The following is a 14297-nucleotide window of genomic DNA, read 5'->3' as shown; positions in this document are numbered from 1 at the left end:
GGCGGGGATCCCGGGCAACAAAGTGCCCAGCTATTCTGGATTCCCGCCTTCGCGGGAATGACGAAGGTCTGAGATTGACCCGGTTCGCCCTCACCCTCGAATTCGACGGCACACCGTTCTTCGGGCTCCAGCGACAGAAGCATGGGCCGAGCGTGCAGCAGGCGGTCGAGGAAGCTGCCCTTGCAGTGACAGGTGAACGGGTCACCCTCCACAGCGCGGGGCGCACCGATACTGGCGTCCACGCCCTCGCCATGCGCAGCCATTTCGATGTCGAGAGCAGCCTTGCCCCGTTCCGCATGATGGAAGCGCTCAATGCCCACCTGCGGCCCAATCCCATCGCGGTGACGCACTGCGAGCTTGTGCCGGACGACTGGCACGCCCGCTTCAGCTGCATCGGGCGCAGCTATGTCTATCGCATCGCCAACCGCCGCGCGCCCCTGACGCTGGAGCGCGACCGGGCCTGGCAGGTGCCGCAGGAGCTCGACCACGAAGCCATGCACCGCGCGGCGCAGGCGCTGGTAGGAAGCCATGACTTCACCACCTTCCGCTCGGTCCAGTGCCAGGCGCAGAGTCCGGTCAAGACGCTCGACCGGCTCGATGTCGAACGGGATGGCGAACACGTACTGATCCACGCCGCAGCACGCAGTTTCCTCCATCACCAGGTCCGCTCGATGGTCGGATGCCTGGCCTTGGTTGGAATGGGCCGATGGGGCGAGGAGCAGGTCGGCAAAGCCCTTGCCGCCCGTGACCGGCAGGAACTCGGCCTTAACGCTCCGCCGCACGGGCTCTATTTCGTCGAAGCGCTCTACCCCGAGTAGAAATAGTTTCGCAAAGAAACCTTCCCTTCGCCCGGCCGCACGCGTAGCCATGGCATCAATCCGAACAGGACTCGAAATAGGGAGAACGACCAATGGCCACGACCGGCAAACAGCTTTTCACGACCCTCGAAGCGGACGGCACTCTCACTGTCGCAATCGAAGAAGTCAGCTTTCCAGATCCGACCGGCAACCAGGTGCTGGTCAAGATGGAGGCGGCCCCGATCAACCCTTCAGACCTTGCGATCCTGACCGGTGCAGCGGACCTTGAAAACGCCGAGTACACTCCGGGCAAATACGTCGCCACAATGCCCGAGCCGTTCAACAGCGGCTCCAAGGCGCGCCACGGGCAGAAACTGCCGGCCGGCAACGAAGGTGCCGGAACTGTGGTCGCGACGGGTGACAGCGACATGGCGAGGGCGCTGATCGGCATGCGCGTCGCATGCGTGCCCGGCAATGCCTACAGCCAGTATTGCATTGCCGACGCGGCCATGTGCCTCCCGCTGGGTGACCATTCGGCAGAAGACGGCGCGAGCGCCTTCGTCAACCCGATGACCGCGCTGGGCTTTGCCGAGAACGCCAGGATGGATGGTGCCAAGGCGATGGTCCACACCGCGGCCGCTTCCAACCTTGGACAGATGCTGATCAAGATCTGCGCCGAAGACGACATCGAGCTGGTCAACATCGTGCGCAAGGCCGAGCATGTAGACATGCTCAAGGGTCTCGGCGCGAAGCATGTCGTCAATTCCTCGGACGACGACTTCATGAAGCAGCTGCGCGAAGCGATCGACGCCACGGATGCGTTCTACGGCTTCGACCCGATTGGCGGCGGGCAAGCGACCGACAATGTCTTCAAGGCGATGGAGCAGGTCGCGGTCAGCAAGATGACCGAATATTCGCGCTATGGCTCCAACCAGCAGAAACGCATGTTCATCTATGGTCGGCTCGACATGGGTCCGACCATCCTGACCCCCAGCTACGGCTTCGGCTGGACCTTGTCGGGCTGGCTGCTGACTCCGTTCCTGCAGCAGGCCGGCATGGAGACCATGATGCGGATGCGCCAGCGCGTTCTTGAAAACCTCACCACCACCTTCGCCAGCAGCTACAAGCGCAAGGTCAATCTGGAAGAGATGCTGACCAAGGATGCAGTGACCGATTATCGCGCGATGAAGACCGGCGAGAAATATCTCGTCACGCCCTGGTCCTGAGGAGGCATGCGCCCCAGCGAAGGCTGGGGCCTCCCTCACCTGGCGCTTACTTGTAGGAGGTCCCAGCCTGCGCTGGGACTCGCGTCTTGCTAGGAACCGTCGAACGCACGCTGGATCGCGGCAGGGTCGGTAACCCCCTCCGCGATCAGCAGCTGCAAAAGGATCCGCGCCTTCTGCGGATTGAGCGCGCGGGCAGCGACGAAGCCGTTGGCATCGTCTTCGGCCTCGCGGTCGACCAACCCCTCATCGGCGCGGCTGGCACGGACGACCTTGAGACCGGCAGTAACCTTGTCGGCCAGCATTTGCCGCACCGGATCCGGCATATTGCCTTCGCCGACACCTGCAATGACCACCCCACTTGTGCCTGGTCCGATCTGACGCTCAACCTGCGCGGCCGTAAGCGCAGCATGAGCGTAGATTACGACCACTTCCGGCAAGGGATCATGCCAGCCGAACTGAGCCTCGGCACCTTCACGCCATGGCGCACCGAACCACTCAAGCGACGAGGGTGCGACCAGCCCCACCGATTCGCGCGGGAATCCGCGGAAGGCATCTGTCCCGCGGGTGCGGACCTTGCGCACATCGCGCGCGCCAAAGACCCGATCGCCCATCACCACCAGCACACCGCGCCCTGCGGCCTCGGCATCGCCTGCCACGCAAACCGCGTTGGCGAAGTTCCGCAAGCCATCATAGCCCACCGCATCGGCCGGACGCATGGCCCCCACGATCACCACCGGCTTGTGCGCGGGCAGCGTCAGATCGAGGAGGAATGCGGTCTCCTCAAGTGTATCGGTACCATGGGTAACGATGATGCCATCGCAATCATTGTCTGACAGCGCTTCGAGGATGGCAGCATGGAGCGGGTTCCAGACCTGCGGGCCCATATCGGCCGAATCGATATTGGCGATTTGCTTCCCGGACAGCTCAGCCCCGAGCCCGAGCCCGCCGACTTGTTCGAGATAGTCTTCGATCCCGATCTCACCGGAACGATAGTCTTTGGCGATCGCGGAACCCGCGATCCCCGCGATGGTGCCGCCAGTGGCAAGGACGGTAAGCCGGGTGGTCATGGTGCGCGGCCTAGTGAATGAAACGCAATTGGCAATTGATTTTGAACCTTTGCACGCTATGTGCAGCGCTCTTCCGCACGGCGGAGGGCGCTTAGCTCAGTTGGTAGAGCATCTCGTTTACACCGAGAGGGTCGGCGGTTCGAGCCCGTCAGCGCCCACCAGTTTTCGCTGGACGAATTCTTCCCCGGGATGAACTCGCGCGAGTATTCCCAAGCGATTGCGATGGGCGAACGTCCAAACGAAGCGCAGGATGGGGCGAAGACCAGCCCCTATTCCGTCGCTGCAATTGCTTCATCGAGCGCCCCGGCCGCCTCTGCGCTCGACCAGTCGAAGGCACCGGCAATACGCCAGACTTCGCGCCCGCTGCCATCGTAGAGGATGCTGACCGGCAGGCCCGCACCATAGTGCTGTTCGAGTTTGCTTTCCGGGTCGAGCCACGGCTCGATCATGGTGAAGCGCCGCTCTGCGAGAAACGGCCCGACGACTTCGGCACCTTTGCGGTCCTGGCTAATCGTCAGGAGACGCACTTCACCGTAGTGCTGATGTGCGAAGCGCTCGAGCAGCGGCAACTCCTCGACGCAGGGCGCACACCAGGTCGCCCACAGGTTGATCAGGATCGTGCGCCCCTGCAACGCGCCCAGATTGACTTCGCGCCCTTCGGTGTCGCGGATCACTTGCGCCGGCATCAACTCACCTGCGTGGCTGCGATCAATTTCGCCGACCAAGCTGGACTTGGCATCGGGCAATGCTCGCTCGTCTTGCGCACTATCGGTGGCGGCCCTATCGCACCCTGCAAGCGCAAGAAGGAAGACAGCAAGCGTGAGTGACAGTCGGGACACCAAGAGTTCCAATCAAATGTGGGGCGGAAGGTTCGCAGAAGGGCCTAGCGCCATCATGCGCGAAATCAACGCCTCGATCCCCTTCGACAAGGTATTGTGGCAGCAGGACATCGACGGCAGCCACGCACATGTCGCCATGTTGGCCAAACAAGGCATCATATCGAGCGCGGATGCCGCGCAGATCGACGCCGGGTTGGCGCAGGTAGCCGCAGAGTTCGAGGCTGACGGCGTGCCGGAGGATTGGGATCTCGAAGACATCCATATGACCGTCGAAGCGCGCCTGACGGAACTGATCGGCCCTGTCGCAGGAAGACTCCACACAGCGCGTAGCCGTAACGACCAGGTAGCAACCGATTTCAAGCTCTGGGTGCGGGGGGCAACCGACCGAGCGCTCGATGGTATTTCAGCGTTGCAGCAAGCACTCGTGACGCGGGCGGGCGAACATGCCCAAAACGTTATGCCGGGCTTCACGCATCTGCAAACTGCGCAGCCAGTAACGCTGGGCCATCACTTGATGGCGTACTACGAGATGCTGCGCCGTGATGCATCGCGCTTTGGCGATGCCAGGGCGCGTGCGAACGAATGCCCGCTCGGCGCTGCCGCCCTCGCCGGGACCGGGTTCGACCTTGACCGCGCGATGACGGCAGAGGCGTTGGGTTTCGCGCAGCCTACTGCCAACAGCCTCGACACCGTGTCCGACCGGGATTTCGCGCTCGACTACCTGATGGCCGCAAGCCAGTGCGCTCTTCACCTTTCGCGCCTGGCCGAGGAGCTGATCCTGTGGGCGAGCCAGCCGTTCGGCTTCGTCCGCCTGCCCGACAGCCTGTCGACCGGCAGCTCGATCATGCCCCAGAAAAAGAACCCCGACGCCGCAGAGCTGGTACGCGGCCATGCCGGGCGGATCGTTGGGGCGACAACGGCCTTGATGGTGACGATGAAGGGCCTGCCGTTGGCGTATTCGAAGGACATGCAGGACGACAAACCGCCGGTGTTCGAGGCGGCCGGCCTGCTCGACCTGTGTCTCGCCGCCATGGAAGGCATGATTGGCGGAGCGGAGTTCAATACCAACCGGATGCGCCAGGCAGCGGGCCTTGGTCATGCCACTGCAACCGATCTTGCCGATTGGCTGGTGCGGGCAGCCAATATCCCGTTCCGCGAAGCGCATCACATCACCGGTGCTGCTGTCAAGCTGGCGGACAGCAAGGGTTGCACGCTGGAGGACCTCTCGCTCGACGATCTCAAGGGCATCGATACGCGGTTGACCGAGGATGTACGCGCCGTGCTCACGCTCGATGCCTCGGTCGCGGCGCGTTGCTCCTATGGCGGCACCGCGCCGGATCAGGTAAGCGCGCAAGTTACCGCTGCGCGTCGAGCGCTCGGAATGGAGAACTGATGTCCCGCGCCCTTGCCCTGATTGCCTGTGCAGCCCTCGCCGCGTGTGGGCAGCAGGCTGACCTCAAACCACTCGCAGGGGCCGACCTGCCGCCCGCCCCTTATGGCAGCGAGCGTCAGCGCACCGCCGAAGAACTGCTGGCACCCGACACACTTGCTGCCCCCGAACGAAGCGTGGAATTGCGCCGCCGCTCCGAAGAGCGGGAAGACGACCCCTTCGACCTGCCACCTGAAGACTGATGGACCATTTTTCGCTCCGTGACGGCGTGCTTCACGCCGAAGATGTGCCGCTGCCCCGCATTGCTCAGGACGTCGGCACGCCCGTCTATGTCTATTCGCGCGCTACGCTGGAGCGTCACGCAAGGGTGTTCACCGAAGGGCTTGCCGGCGTGCCAGACAAGCTGATTGCCTTTGCCGTGAAGGCCAACCCCAACCTCGCCGTGCTCAAGGTATTGCAACAGGCGGGATTCGGCGCCGATGTCGTTTCCGGCGGTGAACTGCGCCGTGCGCTGCTCGCCGGGATGGGACCGGAGAAGATCGTGTTCTCGGGCGTTGGCAAGACCCGTGCCGAGCTGCAACTCGGGCTCGACGAAGGCATCGGCCAGTTCAACATCGAATCGCGCGAGGAAGGCCGCGAACTGGCGGAACTCGCCGCCGCTCGCGGCGAACAGGCCCCGGTCTGCCTGCGCATCAATCCCGATGTCGATGCCAGGACGCACGAGAAAATCTCGACCGGCAAGGCCGAGAACAAGTTCGGCATCCCGCTGGTGCATGCCCGCGAGGTTTATGCCGAATTGGCCGCGCTCGAAGGCCTCAACCTGCGCGGTGTAGCGGTGCATATTGGCAGCCAGCTGGGTGATCTCGAACCGTTGGAAACCGCATTCGGGAAGGTTGGACAGCTGGTTGCAGACCTGCGAGCTGCCGGGCACGCGATCACCCATGTCGATCTCGGCGGCGGGCTGGGTGTTCCCTACAAGACCGGTGAAGTCCTGCCGTCTCCTGCCGAATATGGGGCAATGGTCGCCCGGGTGACGCAGGACTGGGACGTGCACCTTACGTTCGAACCCGGACGCGTGATCGCCGGCAATGCGGGCGTGCTGCTAACGCGGGTGATCCGGGTCAAACGCGGCGGAAATGGTCCTCCTTTCGTCATTGTCGACGCGGCCATGAACGACCTCGCCCGCCCCGCGCTGTATGGTGCATGGCATGATTTCGAGGCGGTGACGCCCAACGGCGAGCGGATGACCGCGAACATTGTCGGCCCGATCTGCGAGACCGGGGATACCTTTGCTCAGGACCGCGAATGCGACGCATTGGTGTCAGGCGATTTGGCGATATTCCGGACTGCAGGGGCCTATGGTGCCACCATGGCGAGCTCTTACAATTCGCGCGGCTTCGTGGCCGAGGTACTGGTCGATGGCGACAAGTTCGCCGTGGTCGCCGAGCGGCTGACCGCTGACGCCATCATGTCGGCAGAGCCGGTTCCGGACTGGCTTTGAGGGTCCTGTGACGATTGGCTCCCTCCCGCTGTTTCACCGCGTACGCGGGACGCGGGTGGTGGTTGTCGGCGAGGGGCCGATGGGTGAAGCCAAGCGGAGGTTGGTCGAGCGTGCAGGCGGGATCCCGTGCAGCGAGGCCGAAGCGCATCAGGCGCGGCTGGCATTCGTGGCACTGGAAGACGAGCGGGCCGCTCGCGCTGCCGCCCAGAGGCTGAAGTCGCTTGGCCTGCTGGTGAATGTCGCGGACCGGCCCGAGCTGTGCGACTTCACGACACCCAGCATTCTCGATCGCGAGCCTGTATTGTTGGCGATCTCCACGAGTGGAGCATCTGCGGGTCTCGCCAAGCATATACGGCTGCGACTGGAGCGCCTGTTGCCCGACACGCTCGGCAATCTTGCAACCGCGCTTAATCGAGCGCGCGAGACACTTCGAGCGCGGTTTCCAGACAGCAACGATCGTCGACGCGCATTGGACGAAGCGCTCGACGAAGGCGGGGCATTGGACCCATTCGATGGCGATGCGTTCGACCGGGTGGAAGCATGGGCGGCAGATAGTGCCCCTTCGGCCCCTCGCGACGTCGTGACCATCGTTCTCGCAAGTGATGATCCTGACGACTTGACCATACGCGAGGCGCGCTTGCTGGGGATGGCCGACATCGTGGTTCATGCACCCGAAGTGCCGACTGCCATTCTCGATCGTTCGCGCGCGGACGCTGTGCGCCGGTCGCTGCCGATGGACACTTCAGACCTGGTCGGATTGGTGGTCATTCTCCGGCGGGATTGACCGATCCGTTTACGCCAGCCGCCCGGCTTCCTTGTCCAACTCGGCAAAATAGCGGGCCATGGCCTCCGCAGCATTATCGGTGAGAGCTATGAAAGCGCGGCGCTTGTCCTGTTCGTCTTCAATCCGCTGCAGCAGGCCCATTTCCGTCATCTGGCTGATCCAGCGCAATGCAGTCGTCGGTGGGACACCGCTGGCGATGCAAAGCGATGTCACGGAGACACGGGTGTGTTCGGCGCGGGCAGCCGTCAGATCGAGCAGTATGTCCCAGGCCGGATCTGCAAAGAGATCGCCTTCGAAGAACTTCGTTCTCGCTTGCCGCTGGCGGATAATCCGGCGCACCAGTCGCGGATCGGGCAATGGCGGCTTGCTGCTTCGTGCCAGCCGTCCCGAACTATCCTCACCCTCCGGCCCGGCATAGGGCGGAGTCGGAGATTCAAACCGGAAGACACTCGCATTGCCAGTATCATTGGATGGGACCATTGCGTCGAGCTTGCGCGCTATTTCGGAGACCTGTTCCGCCAAGCGAAGCAAAGAGATCTCGTCCCGTCCCGAATTTTCGCGAACACGCACCAGGGCAATGTTGGTCAACTCCTGCCCCAAGGCAACTACGCGTTCGCCCCTAGTCGGTGCGACCAGGATACGCGGGCCAGACTGGTCAAGGCAGGCAAAAACCCCCTCCAGCGCTTCGACCGTGGTCGAGACAACCAGTCGCGCTCCGCTGCGGGCGATGCGCATGTCCAACCGCGAAAGCGCTGCCATCGTCGCAGCATCGACACGGGGGCAATCGAGCAGCACGATCTCGCCAAGCGAGACTGCCTCGCCTTCAAGCAATTCGGCAACCGGTGCCTCACGCAGCACTCGAAAGCCGGCTCCTGAAACATCGTCTGCAATCTGGCTGCGCACATGGGCCCTGTCAGCGAAGATCGAAATTGCGAACGGCATGCCCGCAGGATCGCCGACAGGTGCATAGTCAAGCTGGGTTGCATTCATTCCGATTCTCCAATTAGTGAGAACAATGATAGAACAAATGATGAATTGGTCAAGAACTACTGGCGGATTTCGATCGGAGTTCCGTCGGGAACCAGCCGCCACAACTCGTCCATTTCAGTATTGGAGAAGGCAATGCAGCCGTCCGTCCAGTTGCCGACCATGCGCCCGGAAGGCAGCCAGTTGGGCTGGCCGTGCAAGAAGATATCGCCGCCGGGCGAACGACCTCGTTCCTCGGCATAGGCGCGGTCGCGCGCGTTGGGATAGGATACCCGCAAGCTCAGGTAGTAAGAGCTTTGCGGATTGCGCGTATCGATGGTGTAGCGCCCTTCCGGCGTCTTCTCATCGCCTTCGAACCGCTTGTGTCCCATTGGCGCGTCACCGAATTGCAGGCCGGTGTAGGTCTTCACTTCGACCCCGTCGCGATAGAGCGTGAGCGTACGGTCGGACTTGTCGACCAGCAGGAAGTCGACCTGCGGTTCGTCGGGACCAAGCGCCATTTCGGCTGGCGCGCACGCGGCCAGTGCGAGAGCAGGCAACAAGGCTAGGCGCTTCAGCATAGGGCCGAACCTAGTCCGATCCACCGGCGGCGCAAGCGCACCGTGGCAAGGGGATGACAAGCCCGAACTTCCTGCACATAGTGCTCGCACTGGAATAGCCGGAGGAGAGACGGCCATGATCTGGCATTTTGCCGACCTGTTCGAAACCATTGCCGGACTGGTCCCCGACAAGACCGCGCTGATCGAAGGCGACACCACCCGCAATTGGCGCGAATATGAAGACCGAGCGTCCCGGCTCGCCGCCGCGCTGGCCGAAGGCGGCATCGCGCCCGATGCCAAGGTGGCGATCTATGGCCACAACTCGGCCGACTTCCTCGAAGCGCAGTTCGCGATCTTCAAGGCGCGTGCCGTGCCAATCAACGTCAACTACCGCTATGTCGATGAGGAGCTGGTCTACCTGTTCGACAATGCCGATGTCGAAGCGGTGTTCTTCGACGCCCGCTTCGCTCCGCGCCTTGCTGCGATCCGCGACCGGTTGCCCAAACTCAAGATGCTGGTGCAGATCGACGACGGCAGCGGAGAGAGCCTGGACGGTGCCCTTGATTATGAAGAGCTGATCGGAAGCCACGACCCCCTGCCCAGGCTCGATTACAGTGAAGACGACATCTACATGGTCTACACCGGCGGGACGACCGGCATGCCCAAGGGCGTGATGTATCGCCAGGGCGACTTCGTGAACGGAATCGCAAAGTTCCTGCTCGGCCCGGAGATCGAGCCAACCCCTGAATTCATGATTGCAGCTATCAAGCAGCTCGACATGGCAGGAGAATCGCCCGTGGCCTTCCCCGCGTGCCCACTGATGCACGGCACGGGCATGTGGCTGGGCGGGCTGGCAGCGCATTCGTTCGGTGGAGCGGTGGCGTTGCTGCGCGATGAAGGATTCGATCCAGCGCGGGTGTGGCAGTATGCATCTGAGGTTGGCGCGACTGGGGTCGTCATCGTTGGCGATGCCTTTGCCAAGCCGATGCTGGCCGAACTGCGCCGGGCGCACGAGGCGGGCGAGCCCTATGACCTCTCCACCCTCAAGGCGATCGTTTCCTCCGGCGCGATGTTCTCGGCAGAGACCAAGCTGGGCTTGCTGGACCTGCTCGACATCGAGATCCGTGATGCCATGGGTTCGACCGAGGGCAGCATGGGCTCATCCATTGTCTCGCGCGCCGAACCGCCGGGACCCACCGCCCGCTTCATGCTGGGCGAGCACACCAAGGTCTTCGATGAGAACGACGAGGAGATTGCGCCCGGCTCGGATCAGGTCGGCATCATCGCCAACGGCGGCTTTGTCCCGGTCGGCTACTACAAGGACCCCGAGAAAAGCGCCAAGACCTTCCGCACCATCAGGGGGCACCGCTATTCCTTCCCCGGCGACTATGCCAAGGTCGCTGCAGATGGCTCGCTGGTGCTGCTGGGGCGTGGCTCCGTGTGCATCAACACCGGGGGCGAGAAGGTCTATCCTGAAGAAGTCGAGGAAGCGCTCAAGGCACATGACAGCGTGTGGGACGCGCTGGTGGTGGGCGTACCCGACGACCGGTTCGGCGAGCGCATCGTCGGCGTGGTTTCGCAAAGCCCCGGCCATGTGATCGACGATGCCGCAGTCATCGAATTCGCCCGCACGCGGCTGGCCGGATACAAGATGCCGCGCCAGCTGGTGCTCGTGGACCGGGTCGCCCGCGCCGCCAATGGCAAGGCCGACTACAAATGGGCCAAGGAGACCGCGCTGGCGGCGGTGGGGTAGGCCTTCTCAGGGAATAATTGGCTTCTCGCCGTTCCCGGTCCAAGTCAATTCCGCCACTCGTCGGCTGGACCAGAGCCAAATGACGCCCAGGAAGATGAAGCCAGCTAGTTCGAGCCAGTCGCTCAGTTTCTCTTGTGTTGCGAATTCCTTCCACCAATAATTGGCAAAGGCCCAGCCAAGAAACAGCCCAATCTTTGTTAGTCGACTGATTGACGATGCGTTCATTGCCGAACGAAACTAGCAACCGCCCCGCTAAACATCAAATCAATCCATAAACGGATCGCGCACCAGGATCGTATCGTCGCGCTGCGGGCTGGTGCTGACCAGCGCCACAGGGGTCTCGATCAGTTCCTGGATGCGCTGGATATACTTGATCGCATTGGCCGGCAGGTCGGCCCAGCTGCGCGCGCCGACGGTGCTTTCGCTCCAGCCGTCCATTTCCTCGTAGATCGGTTCGACCGCGGCCTGGCTGGCGGCGTGGCCGGGGAAGTAGTCCATTACCTTGCCGTTCAGGCGATAGCCGGTGCAGATCTTCACCTTGGGCAGGCCGTCGAGCACGTCGATCTTGGTCAGCGCGATGCCGGTGACGCCGCTGATGGCGCAGCTCTGGCGCACGATCACCGCATCGAACCAGCCGACGCGGCGCTTGCGCCCGGTGACGGTGCCGAACTCGTGCCCGCGCTCGCCGATCCCCTGCCCGATCTCGTCGTCGAGCTCGGTCGGGAACGGCCCGCTGCCGACGCGGGTGGTGTAGGCCTTGACGATCCCCAGCACGAAGCCAGTCGCATTGGGGCCAAGGCCCGAACCGCTCGCCGCCGTGCCGCTGACGGTGTTGGAGCTGGTGACGAAGGGGTAGGTGCCGTGATCGACATCGAGCAACACGCCCTGCGCGCCTTCAAAGAGGATGCGGGCGCCAGCCTTGCGCACCTTCTTCAATCGCTTCCACACCGGCTGGGCATATTGCAGCACGAAAGGAGCGATTTCGGTCAGGTCCGCGAGTAACCGCTCGCGATCGACCGGCGGCTCGCCGAAACCGGCGCGCAGTGCATCGTGGTGCGCGCAGAGCCGGTCGAGCTGCGGGCCAAGATCGTCAAGATGCGCAAGGTCGCACACCCGGATCGCGCGGCGCCCGACCTTGTCTTCATAGGCCGGGCCAATGCCGCGCCCGGTGGTGCCGATCTTGCCCGCGCCCGCGGCGGTTTCGCGCAAGCCGTCGAGATCGCGGTGGATCGGCAGGATCAGCGGGCAATTGTCGGCAATGGCGAAATTCTCGGTGGTGATTTCGACGCCCTGCCCCTCGAGCTTCTCGATCTCCGACTTGAGGTGCCACGGATCGAGCACCACGCCATTGCCGATCAGCGACAGCGTGCCGGTGACGATCCCGCTGGGCAGCAGGCTCAGCTTGTAGGTGGTGTCGCCCACCACCAGCGTATGGCCGGCATTGTGCCCGCCCTGGAACCGCACGACTGCATCGGCGCGGTCGGCCAGCCAGTCGACGATCTTGCCCTTGCCTTCATCGCCCCACTGGGCACCGATCACGGTTACGTTAGCCATGGTTACGCCTTTTCCCCTGCCAGGGGATCCACAAGGTCCTTCGACAGGACTCGACCAAGGGATGGGATAGAGGAGCGCGCAATCACAGGGGCGCTCCAAATGCGGTGCGCGGGTTAGGAGGATGGGTGCACGCAGTCAAGCGGGTGGGAGTGATTCTGCAAAACATCGTAAATTCATCGGCGGGTTCAGCATTGCCCTACCCCCTGCCTCATAATCGCCATGCTCATGGGTTTCATTCCGCAGGCACAAAGGGGAGCAGACATGAACGCATTTCCGAACAGGCTCGATCGCAGGATTTTCCTCGGCAGCATCGCCGCCGCGGGCGCAGCGCTGGTCATTCCAGCCCCGGCTCACGCCCAGCTCGGCCTTTCGTCGATCCTCGGCAAGGCATCGGACAGCGCGCTCGACAAGCTGGCGCAGCCAGGGGCGTTCTATGATGACAAGGACATCCGCATTGGCTTGCCATTCATTGGCAAGGGTGGCGGGCTGCTCGGTTCCATAATGGGCGGGGCATCACGGCTGGGGCTGGTCGATCCCTTCATCCGCACGCTCAACAGCGCAGCGGGGACAGCGGCGGGCGAAGCCAAGCCGATTTTCCGCGACGCCATCGACGACATCTCCTTCGACGACGTGCCGGGCATCATTCGCGAGGGCGATGGCGCAACGCAATACTTGCGCAGCAGCTCCAACGACCGCTTGCATGGCAAGCTCGAGCCCCTGGTCGATACCGCGCTGGGCGACCTTGGCGCGCATGGCCAGTTGGAAAAGCTCAACGGCAAACACAGCTGGATGCGCGCTGCCGGTCTCGACCGGGCAGGACTCAACAAGACCGTGACCGACCAGGGGCTCGACGGCATCTTCACTTATATCGGGCGGGAGGAGCGCGGTTTCCGCAAGAACCCGTTCAGGAACCTGTTCTAGGCCGCACGCGGGATCGTACAGGCAGAAGCGTATCCCAGGCCGCGCTTGACCGCAGGATAGAGCCGCCCGCTCGCCGCTGCTAGCGTGAGTTCCGTGCGCACGGCGCGACCGTACTGCGCTTCGATACGGTCGCCCAACTCGGTCGCCTGCATCACATCGCCGTTGGCAACAGCAGAACCGAAATCATAAGCGAGCGCATCGGTTTCGCTGTCGGGCTTGCCCATCAGCGCGTGCTGAAGCCGATCCGGATCGAGCCGGTCGGCGAGCGCGAATTCCCGCACGATTTCGACACATGGGCCGCAATCCTCCGCCCGGGCTGAACCAAGCCGGGCCATGTGGATCAAATCCTTCGGTGCTTGGTAGTAATGCCCTGACAGCACCATGGCGTGCTGGAACTTCTCGACCGCGAATCCGCCAGCTTTGGAGAAATCGCCGAAATAGGGTTCGGCATCGCCCACCATGCGCTGCATCAGCTTGACGAAAGCGCGTTTGGGTATGGGAACAGGTGAGATGCGTTGGCGGCCCAGCTGGATCGCAACGGCACCAAGGACGAGCAACGGCGGGCCCAACACTCCGGGCACATCCTGCCAGAAGTCGCTGTGGTCGGAGACCCCTGTCAGCGCCTCATGGACGTGTAGCAGGCCATGCCCACCCAGCCAAAGCGCGCCCGCCAGCGCGCTACCCCAGCGCAGCGCCGGATTGGCAGAGGCGAACAGGATCAGCAGGCCCGACACCATGTAGGCGAGTCCGATGTCGGCAATGAAATGGGCATTGGAGGGTCCTGTGGCCTGGACAGTATCCAAGGCCGCATACCAACCGGCGGGTGCGATGAGCATGACCATCCCGTTGAGCAGGGCGAAAATTGCGATTGTAGCGAGGATCGCTTGCACCACCCGGTCAAGCACGTCAGGTTTGCCATACATTATCGGACCTCCTATA

At 63.0% G+C, this 14297-nt stretch carries 15 protein-coding genes and 1 tRNA gene; 9 read left to right on the top strand and 7 right to left on the bottom strand.

The features are described from left to right. The first annotated feature begins 74 nt into the window (after window positions 1-74). Both truA and QPW08_RS05375 read left to right on the top strand, forming a co-directional pair. Window positions 75-818 (top strand): tRNA pseudouridine(38-40) synthase TruA, encoded by a 744-nt coding sequence (truA, locus tag QPW08_RS05380; protein WP_284124709.1) that lies wholly within the window; start codon window positions 75-77, stop codon window positions 816-818. A gap of 92 nt (window positions 819-910) precedes the next feature. Beyond that, entirely contained in the window at window positions 911-2023 is a 1113-nt protein-coding gene (locus tag QPW08_RS05375; protein ID WP_284124708.1) for a zinc-binding dehydrogenase, read from the top strand. Between the two features lie 89 nt (window positions 2024-2112). Here the strand turns inward: QPW08_RS05375 and QPW08_RS05370 are convergent, their stop codons facing one another. Next, complete coding sequence (locus QPW08_RS05370) at window positions 2113-3090, bottom strand: asparaginase (RefSeq protein ID WP_284124707.1); 978 nt, start codon at window positions 3088-3090, stop codon at window positions 2113-2115. An 85-nt stretch (window positions 3091-3175) separates the two neighbouring features. Here QPW08_RS05370 and QPW08_RS05365 point away from each other — a divergent pair. Next, a tRNA-Val gene (locus tag QPW08_RS05365) sits at window positions 3176-3251 on the top strand. 108 nt (window positions 3252-3359) lie between these two features. Here QPW08_RS05365 and QPW08_RS05360 read toward each other — a convergent pair. After that, a complete protein-coding gene (locus QPW08_RS05360; RefSeq protein WP_284124706.1) occupies window positions 3360-3815 on the bottom strand; it encodes a TlpA family protein disulfide reductase in 456 nt (151 codons plus the stop codon). Window positions 3816-3945: 130 nt separating this feature from the next. Here QPW08_RS05360 and argH point away from each other — a divergent pair, with 130 nt between their 5' ends. From argH to QPW08_RS05340, 4 genes are read left to right on the top strand one after another with little or no spacing between them, the layout of a single operon-like run. Beyond that, a complete protein-coding gene (gene argH, locus QPW08_RS05355) occupies window positions 3946-5322 on the top strand; it encodes an argininosuccinate lyase (protein ID WP_284126302.1) in 1377 nt (458 codons plus the stop codon). Beyond that, window positions 5322-5561 (top strand): hypothetical protein, encoded by a 240-nt coding sequence (locus QPW08_RS05350; protein ID WP_284124705.1) that lies wholly within the window; start codon window positions 5322-5324, stop codon window positions 5559-5561. The genes argH and QPW08_RS05350 overlap by 1 nt, the downstream gene beginning before the upstream one ends. After that, window positions 5561-6820, top strand: coding sequence for a diaminopimelate decarboxylase (gene lysA, locus QPW08_RS05345; protein ID WP_284124704.1), 1260 nt, complete (start codon window positions 5561-5563; stop codon window positions 6818-6820). The genes QPW08_RS05350 and lysA overlap by 1 nt, the downstream gene beginning before the upstream one ends. Window positions 6821-6827: 7 nt before the next feature. Next, window positions 6828-7604, top strand: a complete 777-nt coding sequence (locus tag QPW08_RS05340; RefSeq protein ID WP_284124703.1) for a siroheme synthase — start codon at window positions 6828-6830, stop codon at window positions 7602-7604. A 9-nt stretch (window positions 7605-7613) separates the two neighbouring features. On the opposite strand, the gene QPW08_RS05335 is transcribed toward QPW08_RS05340, so the two are convergent. After that, entirely contained in the window at window positions 7614-8594 is a 981-nt protein-coding gene (locus QPW08_RS05335; protein ID WP_284124702.1) for a winged helix DNA-binding protein, read from the bottom strand. Between the two features lie 56 nt (window positions 8595-8650). Next, a complete protein-coding gene (locus QPW08_RS05330) occupies window positions 8651-9151 on the bottom strand; it encodes a L,D-transpeptidase family protein (protein WP_284124701.1) in 501 nt (166 codons plus the stop codon). A gap of 115 nt (window positions 9152-9266) precedes the next feature. Between QPW08_RS05330 and QPW08_RS05325 the strand changes: the two genes are divergently transcribed. After that, window positions 9267-10883 carry an acyl-CoA synthetase gene (locus QPW08_RS05325; protein ID WP_284124700.1) on the top strand — a complete coding sequence of 539 codons (1617 nt, stop codon included), beginning with the start codon at window positions 9267-9269 and terminating at the stop codon, window positions 10881-10883. A gap of 6 nt (window positions 10884-10889) precedes the next feature. On the opposite strand, the gene QPW08_RS05320 is transcribed toward QPW08_RS05325, so the two are convergent. Both QPW08_RS05320 and QPW08_RS05315 read right to left on the bottom strand, forming a co-directional pair. Next, window positions 10890-11108 carry a hypothetical protein gene (locus tag QPW08_RS05320; RefSeq protein WP_284124699.1) on the bottom strand — a complete coding sequence of 73 codons (219 nt, stop codon included), beginning with the start codon at window positions 11106-11108 and terminating at the stop codon, window positions 10890-10892. 39 nt (window positions 11109-11147) lie between these two features. Continuing rightward, a complete protein-coding gene (locus QPW08_RS05315) occupies window positions 11148-12437 on the bottom strand; it encodes an adenylosuccinate synthase (protein WP_284124698.1) in 1290 nt (429 codons plus the stop codon). Between the two features lie 261 nt (window positions 12438-12698). Between QPW08_RS05315 and QPW08_RS05310 the strand changes: the two genes are divergently transcribed. Next, window positions 12699-13358: a DUF4197 domain-containing protein gene (locus QPW08_RS05310; RefSeq protein ID WP_284124697.1), complete on the top strand. Its 660-nt coding sequence runs from the start codon at window positions 12699-12701 to the stop codon at window positions 13356-13358. Here the strand turns inward: QPW08_RS05310 and QPW08_RS05305 are convergent. Beyond that, a complete protein-coding gene (locus tag QPW08_RS05305; protein WP_284124696.1) occupies window positions 13355-14281 on the bottom strand; it encodes a hypothetical protein in 927 nt (308 codons plus the stop codon). The genes QPW08_RS05310 and QPW08_RS05305 overlap by 4 nt on opposite strands. Window positions 14282-14297 lie beyond the last annotated feature (16 nt).

It is taken from the genome of Parerythrobacter aestuarii (assembly GCF_030140925.1).
Lineage (GTDB): Bacteria > Pseudomonadota > Alphaproteobacteria > Sphingomonadales > Sphingomonadaceae > Parerythrobacter > Parerythrobacter aestuarii.
Note: the sequence above shows the minus strand (reverse complement) of the source record. Positions and strands in the feature narration are given on the sequence as shown.